A 16,078-nucleotide genomic window follows, 5' to 3' on the forward strand; every position below is an offset into this window, starting at 1 on the left:
ATCAATATTTAACGCCTATAGTACATAATTACTTTTAAAAAAGAGTTTTACCCCTAATCAAAAAGATGGTTCCAACCGTCTTTTATAAAAGTAATTATATGGACAAAAATGTAGTAAAAGATAGTTCTTTAGTCAAAGACTATATAAATGGAAATGAAAATGCCATTGCAATATTGATTAAAAGACATCAGCAAAAATTGTATAGCTTCATATACAGCAAAATTCAAGACAGAGATTCTACCGAAGATATTTTTCAAGACACCTTTATTAAAGTAATCAGAACACTCAAGCGTGGTCATTATAATGAAGAAGGTAAGTTTTTACCTTGGGTAATGAGAATTGCGCATAATTTGGTAATTGATCATTTTAGAAAGAATAACAGGATGCCAATGTTTAGTGGTTCTGATGACTTTGATATTTTTTCTGTAATCAGTGATGGCGAGCTAAACGCAGAAGCAAAAATTATAAGAAAGCAGATATTGAACGATGTTAAAAAGTTAATTGATGAACTTCCTGAAGAGCAAAGAGAAGTTTTAGTAATGCGTATGTATAATGATTTAAGTTTTAACGAAATCTCTGAAAACACAGGAGTTAGCATCAATACAGCTTTAGGAAGAATGCGTTATGCTCTAATTAATTTAAGAAAGATCGTTGAAAAAAATAATGTAATTTTAGTGAACTAAGCAATAAATGCAAAAACTTAGCGTTAAGTGTTTGATAACAAATTAATAAATAAGAAATACATGACGCAACTTTACTCTAGAGAAAAGTCTAATGACTCAAAAAATAACCCCAGAAAAGAAACAATTCAATTTTTACTTGATTTTTCAAAAAGCCTCAAAGTAATAAAATCAAAATCAAACTATCTCATTGAATTGAATTTGAATTAAGAGTGGAAAAAGCTTCAACAGATGTTGGAGCTTTTTTTATTTATATTTTTTTATGATAGTTCTAAAATAGAAAGAGAGGTAGATAGAATGAAATACGTATCTTTGCTGATAATATTTAATGATTAAAAATAAATTGAGAAGAATGAGAAATTTGAAAAGATTGCTGATTTTGTTGGTTATAATGACTAATATTAAGTGTTCTAACAATGAGGAGCTTACAGGCACAAGCAGAACCAATAAGGAATTATTAAGCTCTAAAGAATGGAAGTTTGATAAATTCATCTTTATAAGCTCTGATTATAATCCAGGGAACTTCAGTACTGAAAAGATTGAGGAGTATGTAAATTCGCTTTACCTTAACAAGATTGTTTACAAATTTAATTCAGATAACTCTGGTTATCTCTTATTTAATACAGAAAATAGAATTTTTACTTGGCAGTTGAATAATAATGAGTTGAAATTAGATTTTGAAAATAATGATTATGATACTGATTATCTTTTAAATTCGATCGATGAAAATACATTAAACATGACGTTTGACCATAGCTCAACGGGAATTATAGATGGAGTAGAAACGACATTCAAAGGAAACTACTTTTATAAATAAAACTAAATCTACAAAAAAATTAAATAAAAAACATCTTATCTCGTAAGATGTTTTTTATTTAATCAAAGATTTTCTTCCTACAGTTTTGGTAATGATATCCTTTTCAATATCCCATCCACGGGCAGGAGAGTATTCTCTTCCATAATATATTATTTGAAGATGTAATTTATTCCAAAGTTCTTTAGGAAATAATCGTTTGGCATCTTTTTCAGTTTGATTAACACTTTTTCCATTGGATAAGTTCCAACGATACATTAATCTATGAATATGGGTGTCAACTGGAAAAGCAGGAATGTCAAAAGCTTGTGCCATAACTACACTAGCTGTCTTATGACCAACGGCGGGGAGTTCTTCTAAAGCATCGAAATCAACAGGTACCTCACCATTGTGTTTTTCAATTAAAATTTTTGATAAACCATGAATTCCTTTTGATTTCATAGGAGAAAGTCCAACAGGTCTAATAATCTCTTTAATTTCCTCTACGGTAAGCTTAACCATGTCATAAGGGTTATCAGCCTTTTCAAAAAGTAACGGTGTAATGGTGTTAACCCTAGCATCTGTACTTTGTGCTGAAAGTAAAACAGCGATTAGTAAAGTATAGGGGTCTTTGTGATCTAAAGGAATTGGAGTTTCAGGGTATAACTCTTCTAGAGTATCGATTACAAATTGAACTTTTTCAGCTTTAGTCATATAAATAAAATTTTATAAACGATTTATTTATCAAATATCTTAAACAAATGTACAAACTTAAAGTGCTAAGTTTTATCATTTATCGACTTATTTGTAAATTTGAATATTAAAAAAAATCACAAATATCTAGAATATGACTACATTACAAATAGGTGATAAAGCTCCAAATTTTGAAGCGAAAGACGAAAAAGGAAACGAAAGAAAATTATCTGATTATTCAGGTAAAAAATTAGTGTTATTCTTTTATCCTAAAGCAAGTACACCTGGTTGTACAGCTGAGGCATGTAATTTGAGAGATAATTACCAGAGTTTTTTAGCAAAAGGATATGAAATTCTTGGAGTAAGTGCTGATAGCGCAAAACGCCAACAAAACTGGATAAATAAGCACGAACTACCTTTTTCTTTACTTGCGGATGAAGAAAAGGAAGTAATTAATGCTTTCGGTGTTTGGGGTCCTAAAAAGTTTATGGGAAGAGAGTATGATGGAATTCATAGAACTACGTTTGTAATTGATGAAAATGGCGTAATTGAAGACGTTATCGCCAAAGTAAAGACTAAGGAACATACTAGTCAGATATTAAAATAAAAAAAGAGCGATTTTAAATCGCTCTTTTTTTATGCTTCTTGTAATTCTCTTTTTATTTCAGATTGAGAGCTTTTTGCTAAATTATCTCTCAATTCTTTTTGTAGTTCTTTACTAGTTTTACTACTTCCGTCGTGACTCCACCCTGGCGGCATAAAAACATATTTTAAACGGGTAGCAAGGGGTAATCCTTTCTTTCGCACGAAAAAGTCTTTAAAAATCTCTTTCCACTCATGGAAAATAACGTTGATAGGACCTTTATCTTCTAAATCTTTTGTCAAGCCAAATTTTAACTTTTCATACTCAGTTTCATCTTCTTCGGCCTGAAAAGTTCCAAATATTCTATCCCAAATAATTAAAACCATTCCCATGTTTTTATCTAAGTACTTTGTATTTGAGGCATGATGCACTCTGTGATGAGAAGGTGTTACGAAAAAGTATCCCCACCATCCTAATTTACTTTTAATAAAGTTTGTATGACAAAGTGTACCATAATTTTGGTTCATAGCATAAGCAAACATAATATGTAATGGCGCAATACCAGCAAACGCTAATGGTAAGAAAAACATATATCGAAATAATGGTTGTAGTACAGGAGATCTAAATCCAGTAGATATATTATAAAACTGAGAATTATGATGAGTTACATGAACTGCCCAAAAGAATCGAGAGTGATGATCTACATAATGATGTATATAGTATAAAAAGTCTTGACCTATAAAAGCTACTAACCAATATACAACTTGATTATCCCAAGTAACAAATCTGTATTTGTAACACAGTCCCATTACTAGGAAAGAAAAGGCTTTCATCAGTAAATCTAAACTAAAATTCGCTAGTGCAAAATACACATTCGTAGCGGTGTCCTTAAATTCATAGTTTTTAGCCTTTGTTCTATAGCTAAAGTACATTTCTACGAATATTACTAATAAGAAGAACGGGGCGCTCCAGTAATAAAGGGTGTCTTGATTTAAAATATCAAACATAATTTTCACTTAAATTTAGACAAAAGTATTTTTTTTCTTTTTAATAGAACTGATAAATATCATTTTTATCAACCAACTTATTGTTAACTTTTTATTTTTTCTACGATATCGAAAAGTCAAGAATGAGTTCAGTTATAACCTTTGTTGAATCCAAGCTTTAAAACTATAAAAATTTTGCGGAGCAACACCATGACCTACAGGATATTCTGAATACTCGTGCCCTAAGTTGTTTTCAGAAAGAAAAACAGGGGCTTTTCTTGCCCACTCTATAGGTAACACTTGATCCACAGTACCATGAGAGATATAATAATCAGTTTTTATCTCTGGATGTATTTCAATAGGTAATAATTCGTCATTAATATAACCACTCAAAGCAACGACATGTTCAACTTTATTAGGGTAATTTAAACTTAAAGCATAGCTTAAAATAGCACCTTGGCTAAACCCTAGTAAAAAAGTTTTGTCAGAAGCAGTATTATATTTCTTCTTTACTTCATCAATAAAGTTAGCAATTTTGTCTACCGATTCTTTTGCTTGAGGAATGTCTGAAAATTTTCCATTGACTGAATCGAAATTAATAGCATACCAAGCATATGCGCCATATCCCATTTCATAAGGAGCTTGGGCACTTATAATTAGTAATTCATCAGGTAGTTCTTCTGCAAATGAAAATAAATCTTGCTCATTGCTTCCATACCCATGTAGTAAAATTAATAACGGAGGATTTGCAACCGTTGTTTTTGGTTGTCTAACGATGTATTGTAAACTCATTATTGAATTCCTTTAAACCAATCTTGAAATTGTTCACCTAAAAATGGAACTAATTTTTCTTCTTCATTAATAGCTCCAATAAGGCTAACGAACCAAAAAGCAACTAATAGAGCCGTAATAGCCCAAGAAACAACTCCACTTACATATCCTCTGATGAACCATTCATTTATGAATGATAATAAATGTAAGCCTACCATTTGTCTTAAATAAAAACTGGTAAATTCATTTTTAGAGCTGTTATTTAATACAAAAGCAATTATGGTTCCTATAATAGTGATATGTGCGATAATTGCATTGGTTTTTCCGTCTTGTGCTGCAGATAAGTTACGCATGGTTTGCTAAAATTAATTGGTTATTATTATAAGATCCGTACACTTTTCCTTTTAATGTTTTATCAAAGAAAATACTATTCTTTGAAGTTGATAAAACATCTTTTTCTGAAAAAGTATATTCATCTTTTGTTGAGAATAAAGATAAATTGGCTTTACTATTTTCCTGTATACCATTAAATTCAATTCCAAAGCGTTGCTTTGGAGTTATAGATAAGGATCTTTGGATAGTTTCTAAGTCTAAAATAGTATTCAATGCACCAAAAGCACTTTCAAAACCAATGGTTCCGTCTTTGGCGGTTGAAAACTCTACTTTTTTATATTCAATGTCAATAGGATTGTGATCAGTAGTGATAATATCTATGATACCATTTTTAACACCTTCAATTAGGGCTGCCGTATCCTCTTTGGTACGCAATGGAGGGTTAACTTTTTTGCGGGCATCAAAACCATGAAGTTCATCATCTGTTAAAAACAAATTATGAATGCTTACACTGCATGTTATGTCCAATCCTTTTTCTTTAGCTTCTTTAATCAAATTAACAGATTTAGCTGTTGATATCGTTGGAATATGAAGTTTTCCTCCAGTATACTCCAATAAAAAGAGATCTCTTGCAACTTGAATTTCTTCTGCTAGGGAAGGAATGCCCTTCAAACCAAGAATAGTGCTGTTTACACCTTCATTGGCAACACCTTCACCTGCAATAGCTTTATTTTTAGGAAAGCTCATAACCAAACCATTGAAGTTTTGCGCATATAATAAGGCAATCTTTAAAAGATTATCATTGGCAATAGGTTTTTTATAATCTCCAAAAGCTATTGCTCCTGATTGTTGCATGTCAAACAACTCAGCCATTTCAACACCTTCGCTTTTCTGAGTAAGAGCTCCAATAGGAAATAAATCAGTAGCAAAACCATTGGCTTTGTTTATCAAAAATTCAATAGCTGCTTTGTTTTCCGTAATAGGTTGTGTGTTTGGATTCACAGCAACTGCAGTAAAACCACTTTGAGCTGCAACATTCAATCCATGTTTTATTGTTTCTCTTTCTTCATATCCAGGTTCTCCTAATGATACACTAGTGTCAAACCAACCTGTAGAAACATGTAAATCATTTAATTCTACTGTTTGATATCCGTCTTCAGTAGAAATATTATCGTCAATTTTTGAAATGGTTCCGTCAATAATTAAAATATCTTTAGTTTGATTATGAAACGGACTAGAAGTGTCTATAATAGTAGCCGATTTAAGCAGCGTTGTCATGATTTGAAGAATTTTAAGATCAAAATTTCAAAAAACAAAGATACAATGGAAAGTGCTAAAAACCATTTCCAAAGCCATTGAACTTCATTTTTTTTCTTAATACTATCAAGCGTACTTTTTACGGAAGTAGAAAAATTGAGCTTTTCTTTTTGATTTACAAAGTTTTGAGTGTCTGTAAATGCAAGTAAACTTTCTTTAGTATTATAATTAAAAGCGATTCGTTTTAAGGTATCCTTCTGTTTTAAAATATAATTAAACCCAGATTCAGTCGGTTGCTCAGTAGTTGTAACCCTTACTTTGTTTTGAAAAACCTGTTGAAGAGGAATAAAAGAATTGTTTTTATTGGCAATAGTTAACACAGCGTCTTTACCGAAAGAATCATTAATATCGATACTATTTTCCTTTTCTACTGTATAATATAATTCTGTTATTTTCAAGCTTTGTTTACCAATATTATAAAAAACAGGTACAATCAAAGGAGAGTTACTAAAATTGCTAAACTTTTTATCTAGAGGACTTGATACCCAGAAAACAGAAGCTGTCTGTAATTTAATCTGAGAAATAAAATCCTTTCTATTTTCAAAGGAAAGAATACTACTTGCTCTAGGTAAGATTGTGCTATAAGAAATAGTAGTATGTGGGTATTGAAAATTACGAACATTTTTTTCAAAAACATTAGAAAATATTGGATGTCCGAAATTAATATTAGTAATTTTTAAACTGTCTGTATTTTTCTTGAAAGGTGTTGTTTTTATATCTAGCTTTCCAAATAAATTTCTGTAAGAAGAAATATTGCTATTAGCATTTGGAATAACAAGTAAGTTGCCACCTTTTTGAACATAATCTTTTATACTTTCTTGTAATGAAAGGGGGATTTCCTCTAATTCATTTAAAATAACAAGTTGTTGTTTTGCAATGGCGTTGTAATTTGTTTTTTGTAATGATGATTGGGTAAAATTGAATTCATCAGAAGTATAAATTTTGGGTAATGAAGAACTTGTTGCTCCGATTGATAAAATATTAGTTTTTTCGTTTGTAGTTAACGTAAAATAAAAGCTATTATCAAAAGCATAAGCATCGCTATAATTTAATAGTAACTTCCCCAATAGAATTGGTGTTTTTTGAACAGAAAAAGCCACATTTTTAATGGTGTTTTCTTCAATATCAAACGTCTGCTTATTCACTAAAGATTCATCATTATAAATGGCAATAGGAATATTCTTTTTCGCTATACCTTGATTCTTTACAATGATATTGACTTCCATTGTATTGGCTTTTTTCTTTTCAATATATACACTGTCTATAGAAAGATTTTCTTTTAGCTGGGGTACGAGTTGAACCAAAGAAGTATTATAATTTATATCATTCAATTCATTTTCTTGAATATTTTGAAAATCAGAAATAAGAACTCTTTTAAACGATTCAATATCATTATTTTTTTGAGTAGTCATTTTTAATAAAACATCCTTAATGCTCTTTTGAGAAGCAGAGTTCTTTATTTGAAAAAGAATGTTTTTTAACTCGTTAGCAGTTTTTTCTGGGTAAAAATTTGTATTCGTTTGTAATGAATATAGGCTGTTATCAGATAGGCTCTCTACTAAATCTTGAATGGCTATTTGTAAAAGATCTCCTCTTTTCCCTTTCGTTTGCGTACTTAATGAATTGTCTAAATAAATGGAATAGTGTAATTTTTCATTAGCTTTTCTATTGCTAAAATAGGGTTGAGCAAAAGCTAAGATTAAAAATGTTAACAGCAATAATCTGGTTAGTAAAATCAACCACTTTTTAATACGAGAGCTTTTACGAGTTTGTAAAGCTAGCTTTTGTAAAAATGCTACATTAGTAAAAGGTACTTTTACAAAACGTTGCAATTGAAATAGATGTACTATTATAGGGATTAATAGTAGTGCTAAAAAATATAAAACTTCCGGGTGTTTAAACTGCATATTTTATGACTAAGAAATATTCGTTATCGATACCATTTTTTCAATTTTTTTCTTCAAATATTGTATTCAATAATAATATCGAGGATCACTTAGCGAGTAAAAATAATCAAAAACATGATTAATTAACAAACAAGTTAAAAATATGTTAGAAGCCTGTATGATTTTCAGTCAAAAGTGAAATTTTACTATTTTTGATTCATGACTACAAACCAAAGTGACTGTATAACTCCGAAAGAACTTAATCTTGAAAAATATAAAGCCTACACAAACCATGTATTAAAATATTCTCGGGAGGATAAAGAATATGTTAAGCGTAATATAGATTTATCTTTTATAAATGGTAGTTTATTAAGAATAAGCTTTAACAATCAAATACCTCAGCATTAATGGAGGTAATCTATTATACAGTTACATGTCCTTATCCTAGAAAAACCCAATAATGAAAACATACCAAATTCCTTTTAAAAGCACAGGTTTCTTTTCGAAAACAATGCTTCATTATCTTGAAAAGAACACCTTGATTCAGCCATTTTACAATAACTTTCCTTCATTTGAAGGTTTTGAAAAACAAATAGCGGAAAAAAAATCCTCATATAGTTTAGATACAAGAAATAATTTATTTACTGTACTTACAAATCAGTATAAAAATGTTAATGTTTCTGAAGAAACACAAGCGAATTTAGCAAAGTTAAAAGAAGCCAATACATTTACCATAACAACAGGACATCAGTTAAATCTATTTACAGGACCGCTATATTTTCTTTACAAAATAGTGTCAGCCATTAATTTATGTGAAGAGTTGTCCGTGAAGTTTCCTGAAGAAAATTTTGTTCCAGTATATTGGATGGCAACTGAAGATCATGATTTCGATGAAATCAATTATTTTAACTTTAAAGGGAAAAAAGTACGTTGGAATTCTGAGCAAAAAGGTGGGGTAGGGCGATTTAAAACAGAAGGGTTAAATGAAGTTTTTTCTGTGTTGTTAGACCATTTTGGAACTTCAAAAAATGCAGAATATTTAAAAGGTCTTTTCCAAAAAGGGTATTTAGAGCATGATAGGCTAGCGGATGCAACAAGGTATATAGCAAATGAACTATTTGGAAAGTACGGTTTAGTTATTGTTGAGGCAGATGATGCTCACTTGAAAAGAGAATTAATTCCTTTCGTAAAAGAGGAGTTGTTTCATCAAACCTCATATAGCACTGTTTCGGAAACATCGAAATTACTTGAGAAGAATTATAAGATTCAAGTAAACCCAAGGGAAATAAATTTATTTTACTTACTAGATGAATTACGAGAGAGAATTGTTTTTGAAAATAATACTTACAAAGTAAATAACACAGATATTTCTTTTACTAGAGAAGAAATTGAATTAGAACTTGAAAAACATCCAGAAAGGTTTTCTCCTAATGTTATTGTTCGTCCTTTATATCAGGAAGTCATTTTGCCAAACCTTTGTTATATCGGAGGAGGTGGAGAATTGGCTTATTGGATGCAATTAAAGGAGTATTTTAATAAGGTATCAGTTCCTTTTCCAATTTTATTACTAAGAAATTCCGTTCAAGTGCTCACAGAGAAACAAGAGCGCAAATTATCCAATTTAAACATCAGTACAGAGGAGTTGTTTTTTAAACAGAACGACTTATTAAAGTTAAAAGTTAATGAGAATGCTAAAGAAACGGTTAATTTTAAAGAGCAAAGAAAATTTTTAGAAGATCAATTCGTTATGCTTAGAAAGGTTGCTGAAAAAACGGATGTCTCATTTATTGGAGCTGTGAATGCTCAAGAAAAAAAGCAGTTAAAAGGATTGCAAAATTTAGAAAAACGATTGTTACGAGCTGAAAAACGTAAGCAACAAGATTTAGTGTCTCGTATAACAATGCTTCAAGATGAAGTTTTACCGAATCAAAGTTTGGAGGAGCGACAACGAAATTTTTCAGAATATTATTTGGAATATGGAGCTTCATTTATTGATGCACTAAAAGAAAATTTAAAGCCTTTAGATTTGGAGTTTACCGTTTTGGTGATGAAGTAAAGCGTATTTCATAAGCCTCCGTCAATTTTGATGCCCTCTGATATACTTCCGAAGCATAGATAGTTTGAATAATAAAAAATAAACAGATGAAAGGGAAAATGATAATTGCGATTTGCTTAATGTTCTTTAAAGTGTCATTTGGACAAACAAAGACAGTTCATGTATACGTTGCGTTGTGTGACAATAAATTTCAAGGTATTGTTCCTGTTCCAAAAAAACTAGGAGATGGAAAAGACCCTAAAAATAATTTGTATTGGGGAGCTGCTTATGGCGTAAAATCATATTTGAAATATAAAACTAAAGATTGGCAACTTGTAAAAAAGATTGCATCCTCAAAATCTGAAGTTTTAGAAAAACTACTGTTTAAACATACAGTAATGGATGTCTATTTGTTGGCAGAAGCCTATGATGGAGAATTTATTAAAGAATGTATTGGAGATTTTTTAAAGGCTTTGAATACTCAAAATAGAGAAAGAATTTTATACAATAATAAAAAGCTTGATTTTGGAGGTAGTGCTAATTTAGTAGCCTATATCGGTCACGATGGTTTAATGGATTTCAATATAGATATTGATTATAAGAATGTAGACAACGATACTAAGAAAGACGCGATAATTCTAGCTTGCTTTAGTAAAGATTATTTTTCAACAGAAGTAAAAAAGTCTGGAGCAAATCCATTGTTATGGACTACGCATTTAATGGCTCCAGAAGCCTACACTTTGAAATCTGCGATTGATGGTTGGATATTAAACGAAGCAGGAAGCCAAGTAAAAGAAAGAGCAGCTCAGGTTTATAATAAATACCAAAAGTGTGGTATACGAGGAGCAAGGAACTTATTTACAACTGGATTTTAAGGTTTCAAATTTGAGTTTTTGGCTGAACATATTGTTGAAATTGCTTCTTGCTGGGTTCATATTATTTACGATGTATGGACATGGTTGGCTTATTTTTCTTTATGTCATTTTAGGAGATTCAAGTTTTGCTGGGAATTTTAAACCTCACCTTCCTATTTTTGCTAGTTTAAGTTTTGTTCTCTTTTCAATATTTTATTTAAAGGAGCTGTTTTTGGGATATGAAGATGTCTCAAGACAAAAGACTATTCGTTCTCTTATTTTAATTAGCCTATTAATAATACCTTATTTTATCGGTCATAGATATTTTGTTTTAAGTCAGATAGATAGAGATGGTATTGAGATGTATATTGTATTAATTTTTACTATTATGGTGCCAATAGCACTTTTGGTTCATAGAATTTCGGCATTTAGAAAGAATAATTAGTGAGGCTATTCTATAAAAAGTAAATTCTTTTTAGTTGTTTTGCACTCTGAAACTGGATAATTAGTTAAATTACCATGAAATCATTACACCCAAAAAATATTCATAATAAAGGTTACGATTTTCAATTACTTTTAAAAAGTAATTCGAATTTAAAACCATTTATCCAAGAAAAGCATGGGAAATTAACTATTGACTTCTCAAACCCTGTTGCAGTTAAAATCTTAAACAAGGCAATTCTTAAAACACATTATAATATTGGTTTTTGGGAGTTTCCTGATGAAAACTTATGCCCACCTATCCCTGGAAGGGTCGATTATATTCATTATTTAGCGGATTTGGTAAGTGGAGTATCTAACGTGAAGGTTTTAGATATAGGTACTGGAGCTACATGTATTTATCCACTTTTAGGAACAGCTGTTTATAATTGGAGTTTTATAGCTTCTGATATTAATAAAAGATCGCTAGAAGTGGCAAAAAAGAACATTGATGAAAATCAGCTACAAGATAAGATTGAACTTCGACATCAAAAGAATTTGGCAAATATTTTAGAAGGAATAATTAAGGAAGAAGATAAGTTCGCAGTTACGATGTGTAATCCTCCTTTTTATGCTTCGGCAGAAGAGGCCAGAGGAGCAAATAAAAGGAAAACTAAGAACTTAGGAAATACTGCTGTTCGAAATTTTGCGGGTGTTGATAATGAATTATGGTACAAGGGAGGAGAAAAAGCGTTTCTTCATAATTATTTGTATCAAAGTTCTTTATTTCCTAAGGCAAGTTTATGGTTTACTAGCTTGGTTTCAAAAAAAGAGAACGTTAAAAGTTTAGAATTATCAGGTAAAAAACTCGGGGTAACATCGTTTAAAAGTATTCAAATGAATCAAGGAAACAAGGTTACCCGCATAGTTTGTTGGCAATTTTAATCGTAGGGAGATAGCCAAGGAGTTAATTTCCCATATGTTTATTTAGCTATTTTCTAAATCGTTTTTAATATCTGAAATCTCTTTAAGTTTTTTCATTTCCTTTTGAACACCCTTACGAATTACGAAAAACAGGATTATTCCAATAATTACATAGGATATATTCATTAGAATCACTTGCCATTTTTGTAAGTAAATACTAAATTCAGGAGTAATCATAAAAAAGCCTACGGTATATAGAGTGATAATTATAGGGGCAATAATTTCATGAATAAATTTTCTATATGAATGAAATTTAGCAGTATTTTCAGTTGTTTTTAAAATATCATCAAGCTCGTTTATTTTTCTTGCTTTACCAATACTTATTATTTCTATACATATTCTAACGATAAGCCCTGAGATCATTAATCCTGCACCAATTCTACTCAGTAAATGCTTTACTGGGGCTACATAGTAAAAGAATAATGATATTCCAATACACGTTATCATTAGGATTAGAATTGTCCCGTAATAGAAAAAGAAGTTTTCTTGTTGTTTCTTTTTAATTTTATTGTAAATACTATTAATATATTCGGAATTTGGTTTTCTACTTTCTTTATCGTTATTCCAGTTTTCTTGTAGTTGTTTAAAATCCATACTCATCACTAAATATTTTTAAGAATTTTTTCAAGACGCTTTTTTACTCTATGTATTTTAACTCGAACGTTAATGGCAGAAATACCCATTATTTCGGCTATGGTATCATTATCTTCATTTTCCAAAACCATCATGATTAACAAACGATCTACTTTTTTTAGTTGACCTATGGCCTTATATAAATCAGATATAGGATTTTTATGAGAAGCCTCATCTTGAGTTTCTTCAACTACTTCTTTAAACTCCTGTGTTCTAATTTCTCCTTTTTTGTTTTCTTTTTTTACAAATTGTAGACAAGTGTTTACAGTAATTCGATAAATCCAAGTTTTATAAGAAGACAATCCCTTGAACTTATGTAGGTTGTTCCATACACTGATAAAAACCTCTTGAGATAAATCATTGGCACTATCTTCATCACCCTTAACAAAACCAAGGCACATTTGTAGTACCATCCCTTGGTTTTGCTGGTATATTCGCTCGAAAACTTCTTTGTTATTGGTTGTCATTAGCAAGAAAATTATTCAAGGTTTGGTTAAACCACTCTGGTTGGTCAAACATAACAAAGTGTTTACTATTTGATGCCATGACAATAGATTTATTTTTTAGGTTTTCATATTGTTTTTCAAAGTTCTTCTGAGCAATATCAACACTAGGAAAAGAGGCTCCAATGACAAGTGTTTTGCATTGTATCTTCTTTAAAGAATCTCTTAAATCTAATTTCAATAAATCTGTATACCCATATACCCAAGTTTTTCTATCCGCTTCAAGAATCCAGTTACTAATAGCCTCTTTTTTATCTTTATTATTTGTCATGTTATTTGCCATCATGGTAGCCATTCCTTTGAATTGGTTTTCATCCATTTCCAACATTTGCTTATTATACGGACTTTCGTAAAACAAATACTCCGCTTTAACATTTGGCATCATTACCTCTCTCATACAAGGAAGTGAGTCCACTAAAACAATCTTATTTACTTTATTTGGAAATGCAGCGGCAATATCAATAGCAAGATTTCCGCCCATACTATGACCAATAATGATTATATTTTCTAGTTTGTTTTTTCTAATGTATTCAATAATAGCGTTTTTCACATTTGAATACCAAGGCATTTTGATGGGAGCGTTCCCGTTAAATCCAGCATAAGAAAAATAAAATGCTTTTCCTTTATTTTTTAGTTGGCTATTAGTTTCTTTCCAAACAGATCCTGAAACAGTAAAACCAGGTAAGTAGAGTATAGGCGTACCTTTTCCTTCGATAGTAACATGAATTGGACTTTTCGAATTATTGTTTTTTATGTCATTCTGAAAAGAATAACTGAAAGAAGAAAGTAGAATGGTAATTACTAATAATGTTGTTTTGATAAAACGTGTCATAATATGTTTTTTAGTTGGTTTTACCCTTTGATTCCAAAAAACATATTTGTTACACTTTTAAATTTAATTTTTTTGATTTTTTTCTGAAAAAGATTTTTTTTTAAAAAATACTCCTATTTAATGGGGTGTTTTTTAGAGTTTAAAAAGTTTATGAGTTTCAGTTTTTCCGTTATGACGAATTTTTAAAAAATAAATTCCCGAAGCAAGTTTCGGCAGTGGAATAGTGATTTTATTATTTATTGAACTTTTATTATCATTTAAAATGAGTTGCCCTCTACTATTAAATAATTGATAAGAAGTTGAAAAAGATTCTTCCAAGGTATTCAAGTACAGTTTATCATTGAAAGGGTTGGGGTAAACAAACCACTTTTTTTCATGATTATTGATCGGGCTGTCGTAAGAAGATAATGTATCACCTAAACAATTTGAAGCAACGGAATGTGATTCCTTCAGGAGCTCTGAAACTTTAGAATCGGTGAAACTTTGATTAAATGAATGATTGAAGAAAGTTGTATCAATAACTAAATTACTTGCTCCTAAAAAATCCTGTAAAAGTGTACCAAATATTTGACGATAATCATATTGTACGGTTTCGATTTGGTAATTGTTATCACTGGTAGCTTCAGATAGGCTAACATTTACACCTGAAACACCACCTTTAACAGGATTGCCAAAAACGAACATAGGTGCAATTTCACCATGGTCGGTACCTAAATTACCATTTTCTTTAGCCTTTCTTCCAAATTCAGAAAAGGTAAGACCAACAACATCGTCGGCAATTGTTTGTGAAGTTAAATCATTCATAAAGGCCTTAACAGACTCAGATACATTATTTAATAAGTCGTGATGTTTTCCTTGAATATCATTTGTTGCTTGATTTTGACTATTATGAGTATCAAATCCACCAATTCTCACCATATAAACTTTAGATTTCAAGCCGCCACTTATTAGTCGAGCAACGGTTTTTAGCTGATTGGAAAGGTCTGTGTCTGGATAAGTAACATCATTTCTACCGCTATTAAAAGCATCTGAAATAGATTGAGAGTATTGATTTGATAAATTACTAGTGTTAATAATATATTGTAATTCAGTTCCAAAATCGGAGTTTGGAATATTGGAAGGAGCAGTTCCGCCTAAACCGTTAAGTTCAGTGTAAAATCCAGCAGGATCTTGTCCTGATATATTGATAGAGAGTCCATGTTCTTCTTCTCCATGAAACCCTAATTCAGTTTTACTAGAACCTATTTGAACCCCCAGAGGATAGTTTTCTCTTAATTCTTCTGAATAATACTTTTCAATGAATCTACCAATCCATCCTGAATCATTTCCATTTTCCCAGCTATTTCCATCGTTTCCGGTAGAGTAGAGGTCCTTGGATGCAAAATGACTTTTATTTTGAGAAGGATAGCCCACCGATTGTAAGATTCTTAGTGTTCCTTGGTCATATAACGATTTGAAACCTTCCAAAGCTGGGTGTAAACCTAATTGTTGATTTTCTGATAATGTACTATCTAAGGTAATAAAGCCATTATTACCAGAGTTTGGAATTTTAATAGTAGGTCTTAAATTTACGTATTGGTCGTATTGATTTATTGGAATTAAGGTGTTTAATCCATCATTTCCTCCTGCTAAGTTAATCAGAACCAATTTACGGTTTGACAGATCACCACAATCGGTAAGAGTATTCGATTTTAGCATAGCTCTTAACTCAAAAGGCATTAACCCTAAAACAGAAACAGTAGAAGTAAGTTTTAAAAAGGAGCGTCTTTTCATCT

18 protein-coding genes are annotated in these 16,078 nt (G+C 30.7%); 8 read left to right on the plus strand and 10 right to left on the minus strand.

What is annotated here, in order from left to right:
• The first annotated feature begins 98 nt into the window (after positions 1-98).
• Positions 99-683 (plus strand): RNA polymerase sigma factor, encoded by a 585-nt coding sequence (locus ACKTTV_RS17395; RefSeq protein WP_408032144.1) that lies wholly within the window; start codon positions 99-101, stop codon positions 681-683.
• Between the two features lie 349 nt (positions 684-1,032).
• Entirely contained in the window at positions 1,033-1,497 is a 465-nt protein-coding gene (locus tag ACKTTV_RS17400) for a DUF5640 domain-containing protein (protein WP_408032145.1), read from the plus strand.
• A gap of 54 nt (positions 1,498-1,551) precedes the next feature.
• On the opposite strand, the gene ACKTTV_RS17405 is transcribed toward ACKTTV_RS17400, so the two are convergent.
• Entirely contained in the window at positions 1,552-2,187 is a 636-nt protein-coding gene (locus ACKTTV_RS17405; protein ID WP_408032146.1) for an endonuclease III domain-containing protein, read from the minus strand.
• Positions 2,188-2,320: 133 nt separating this feature from the next.
• Here ACKTTV_RS17405 and bcp point away from each other — a divergent pair, with 133 nt between their 5' ends.
• Positions 2,321-2,773 (plus strand): thioredoxin-dependent thiol peroxidase, encoded by a 453-nt coding sequence (gene bcp, locus ACKTTV_RS17410; protein WP_408032147.1) that lies wholly within the window; start codon positions 2,321-2,323, stop codon positions 2,771-2,773.
• 29 nt (positions 2,774-2,802) lie between these two features.
• Here the strand turns inward: bcp and ACKTTV_RS17415 are convergent, their stop codons facing one another.
• From ACKTTV_RS17415 to ACKTTV_RS17435, 5 genes are all read right to left on the minus strand, one after another.
• On the minus strand, positions 2,803-3,756 hold the full coding sequence (locus tag ACKTTV_RS17415) for a sterol desaturase family protein (protein WP_408032148.1): 954 nt from the start codon (positions 3,754-3,756) through the stop codon (positions 2,803-2,805).
• Positions 3,757-3,888: 132 nt separating this feature from the next.
• Complete coding sequence (locus ACKTTV_RS17420) at positions 3,889-4,527, minus strand: alpha/beta hydrolase (RefSeq protein WP_408032149.1); 639 nt, start codon at positions 4,525-4,527, stop codon at positions 3,889-3,891.
• Entirely contained in the window at positions 4,527-4,859 is a 333-nt protein-coding gene (locus ACKTTV_RS17425) for a hypothetical protein (RefSeq protein WP_408032150.1), read from the minus strand. Before ACKTTV_RS17425 ends, ACKTTV_RS17420 begins: the two co-directional genes overlap by 1 nt.
• Positions 4,852-6,117, minus strand: coding sequence for a dihydroorotase (locus ACKTTV_RS17430; RefSeq protein ID WP_408032151.1), 1,266 nt, complete (start codon positions 6,115-6,117; stop codon positions 4,852-4,854). The genes ACKTTV_RS17425 and ACKTTV_RS17430 overlap by 8 nt, the downstream gene beginning before the upstream one ends.
• The gene (locus ACKTTV_RS17435; RefSeq protein ID WP_408032152.1) at positions 6,114-8,063 is read right to left on the minus strand and encodes a BatA domain-containing protein; all 1,950 of its coding nucleotides are present in this window, start codon (positions 8,061-8,063) and stop codon (positions 6,114-6,116) included. Before ACKTTV_RS17435 ends, ACKTTV_RS17430 begins: the two co-directional genes overlap by 4 nt.
• 198 nt (positions 8,064-8,261) lie before the next feature.
• Here ACKTTV_RS17435 and ACKTTV_RS17440 point away from each other — a divergent pair, with 198 nt between their 5' ends.
• The 5 genes from ACKTTV_RS17440 (at position 8,262) to rlmF (ending at position 12,296) form a co-directional block, all read left to right on the plus strand.
• Positions 8,262-8,450, plus strand: a complete 189-nt coding sequence (locus tag ACKTTV_RS17440) for a hypothetical protein (RefSeq protein WP_408032153.1) — start codon at positions 8,262-8,264, stop codon at positions 8,448-8,450.
• A gap of 52 nt (positions 8,451-8,502) precedes the next feature.
• Positions 8,503-10,098: a bacillithiol biosynthesis cysteine-adding enzyme BshC gene (gene bshC / locus ACKTTV_RS17445; protein ID WP_408032154.1), complete on the plus strand. Its 1,596-nt coding sequence runs from the start codon at positions 8,503-8,505 to the stop codon at positions 10,096-10,098.
• Positions 10,099-10,184: 86 nt separating this feature from the next.
• Complete coding sequence (locus ACKTTV_RS17450; protein ID WP_408032155.1) at positions 10,185-10,952, plus strand: hypothetical protein; 768 nt, start codon at positions 10,185-10,187, stop codon at positions 10,950-10,952.
• 70 nt (positions 10,953-11,022) lie between these two features.
• Positions 11,023-11,376: a hypothetical protein gene (locus tag ACKTTV_RS17455; RefSeq protein ID WP_408032156.1), complete on the plus strand. Its 354-nt coding sequence runs from the start codon at positions 11,023-11,025 to the stop codon at positions 11,374-11,376.
• Between the two features lie 74 nt (positions 11,377-11,450).
• Positions 11,451-12,296: a 23S rRNA (adenine(1618)-N(6))-methyltransferase RlmF gene (rlmF, locus tag ACKTTV_RS17460; RefSeq protein WP_408032157.1), complete on the plus strand. Its 846-nt coding sequence runs from the start codon at positions 11,451-11,453 to the stop codon at positions 12,294-12,296.
• Between the two features lie 42 nt (positions 12,297-12,338).
• Here rlmF and ACKTTV_RS17465 read toward each other — a convergent pair whose 3' ends face one another.
• From ACKTTV_RS17465 to ACKTTV_RS17480, 4 genes are all read right to left on the minus strand, one after another.
• On the minus strand, positions 12,339-12,929 hold the full coding sequence (locus ACKTTV_RS17465) for a hypothetical protein (RefSeq protein ID WP_408032158.1): 591 nt from the start codon (positions 12,927-12,929) through the stop codon (positions 12,339-12,341).
• Between the two features lie 8 nt (positions 12,930-12,937).
• A complete protein-coding gene (locus ACKTTV_RS17470; RefSeq protein ID WP_408032159.1) occupies positions 12,938-13,435 on the minus strand; it encodes an RNA polymerase sigma factor in 498 nt (165 codons plus the stop codon).
• Entirely contained in the window at positions 13,422-14,303 is an 882-nt protein-coding gene (locus tag ACKTTV_RS17475) for an alpha/beta fold hydrolase (RefSeq protein WP_408032160.1), read from the minus strand. The genes ACKTTV_RS17470 and ACKTTV_RS17475 overlap by 14 nt, the downstream gene beginning before the upstream one ends.
• A 132-nt stretch (positions 14,304-14,435) precedes the next feature.
• Positions 14,436-16,076, minus strand: a complete 1,641-nt coding sequence (locus ACKTTV_RS17480; protein ID WP_408032161.1) for a DUF1501 domain-containing protein — start codon at positions 16,074-16,076, stop codon at positions 14,436-14,438.
• Positions 16,077-16,078: the final 2 nt, after the last annotated feature.

Origin of the sequence: Tenacibaculum xiamenense (assembly GCF_964513065.1) — a bacterium.
Classification (GTDB): domain Bacteria; phylum Bacteroidota; class Bacteroidia; order Flavobacteriales; family Flavobacteriaceae; genus Polaribacter; species Polaribacter xiamenense.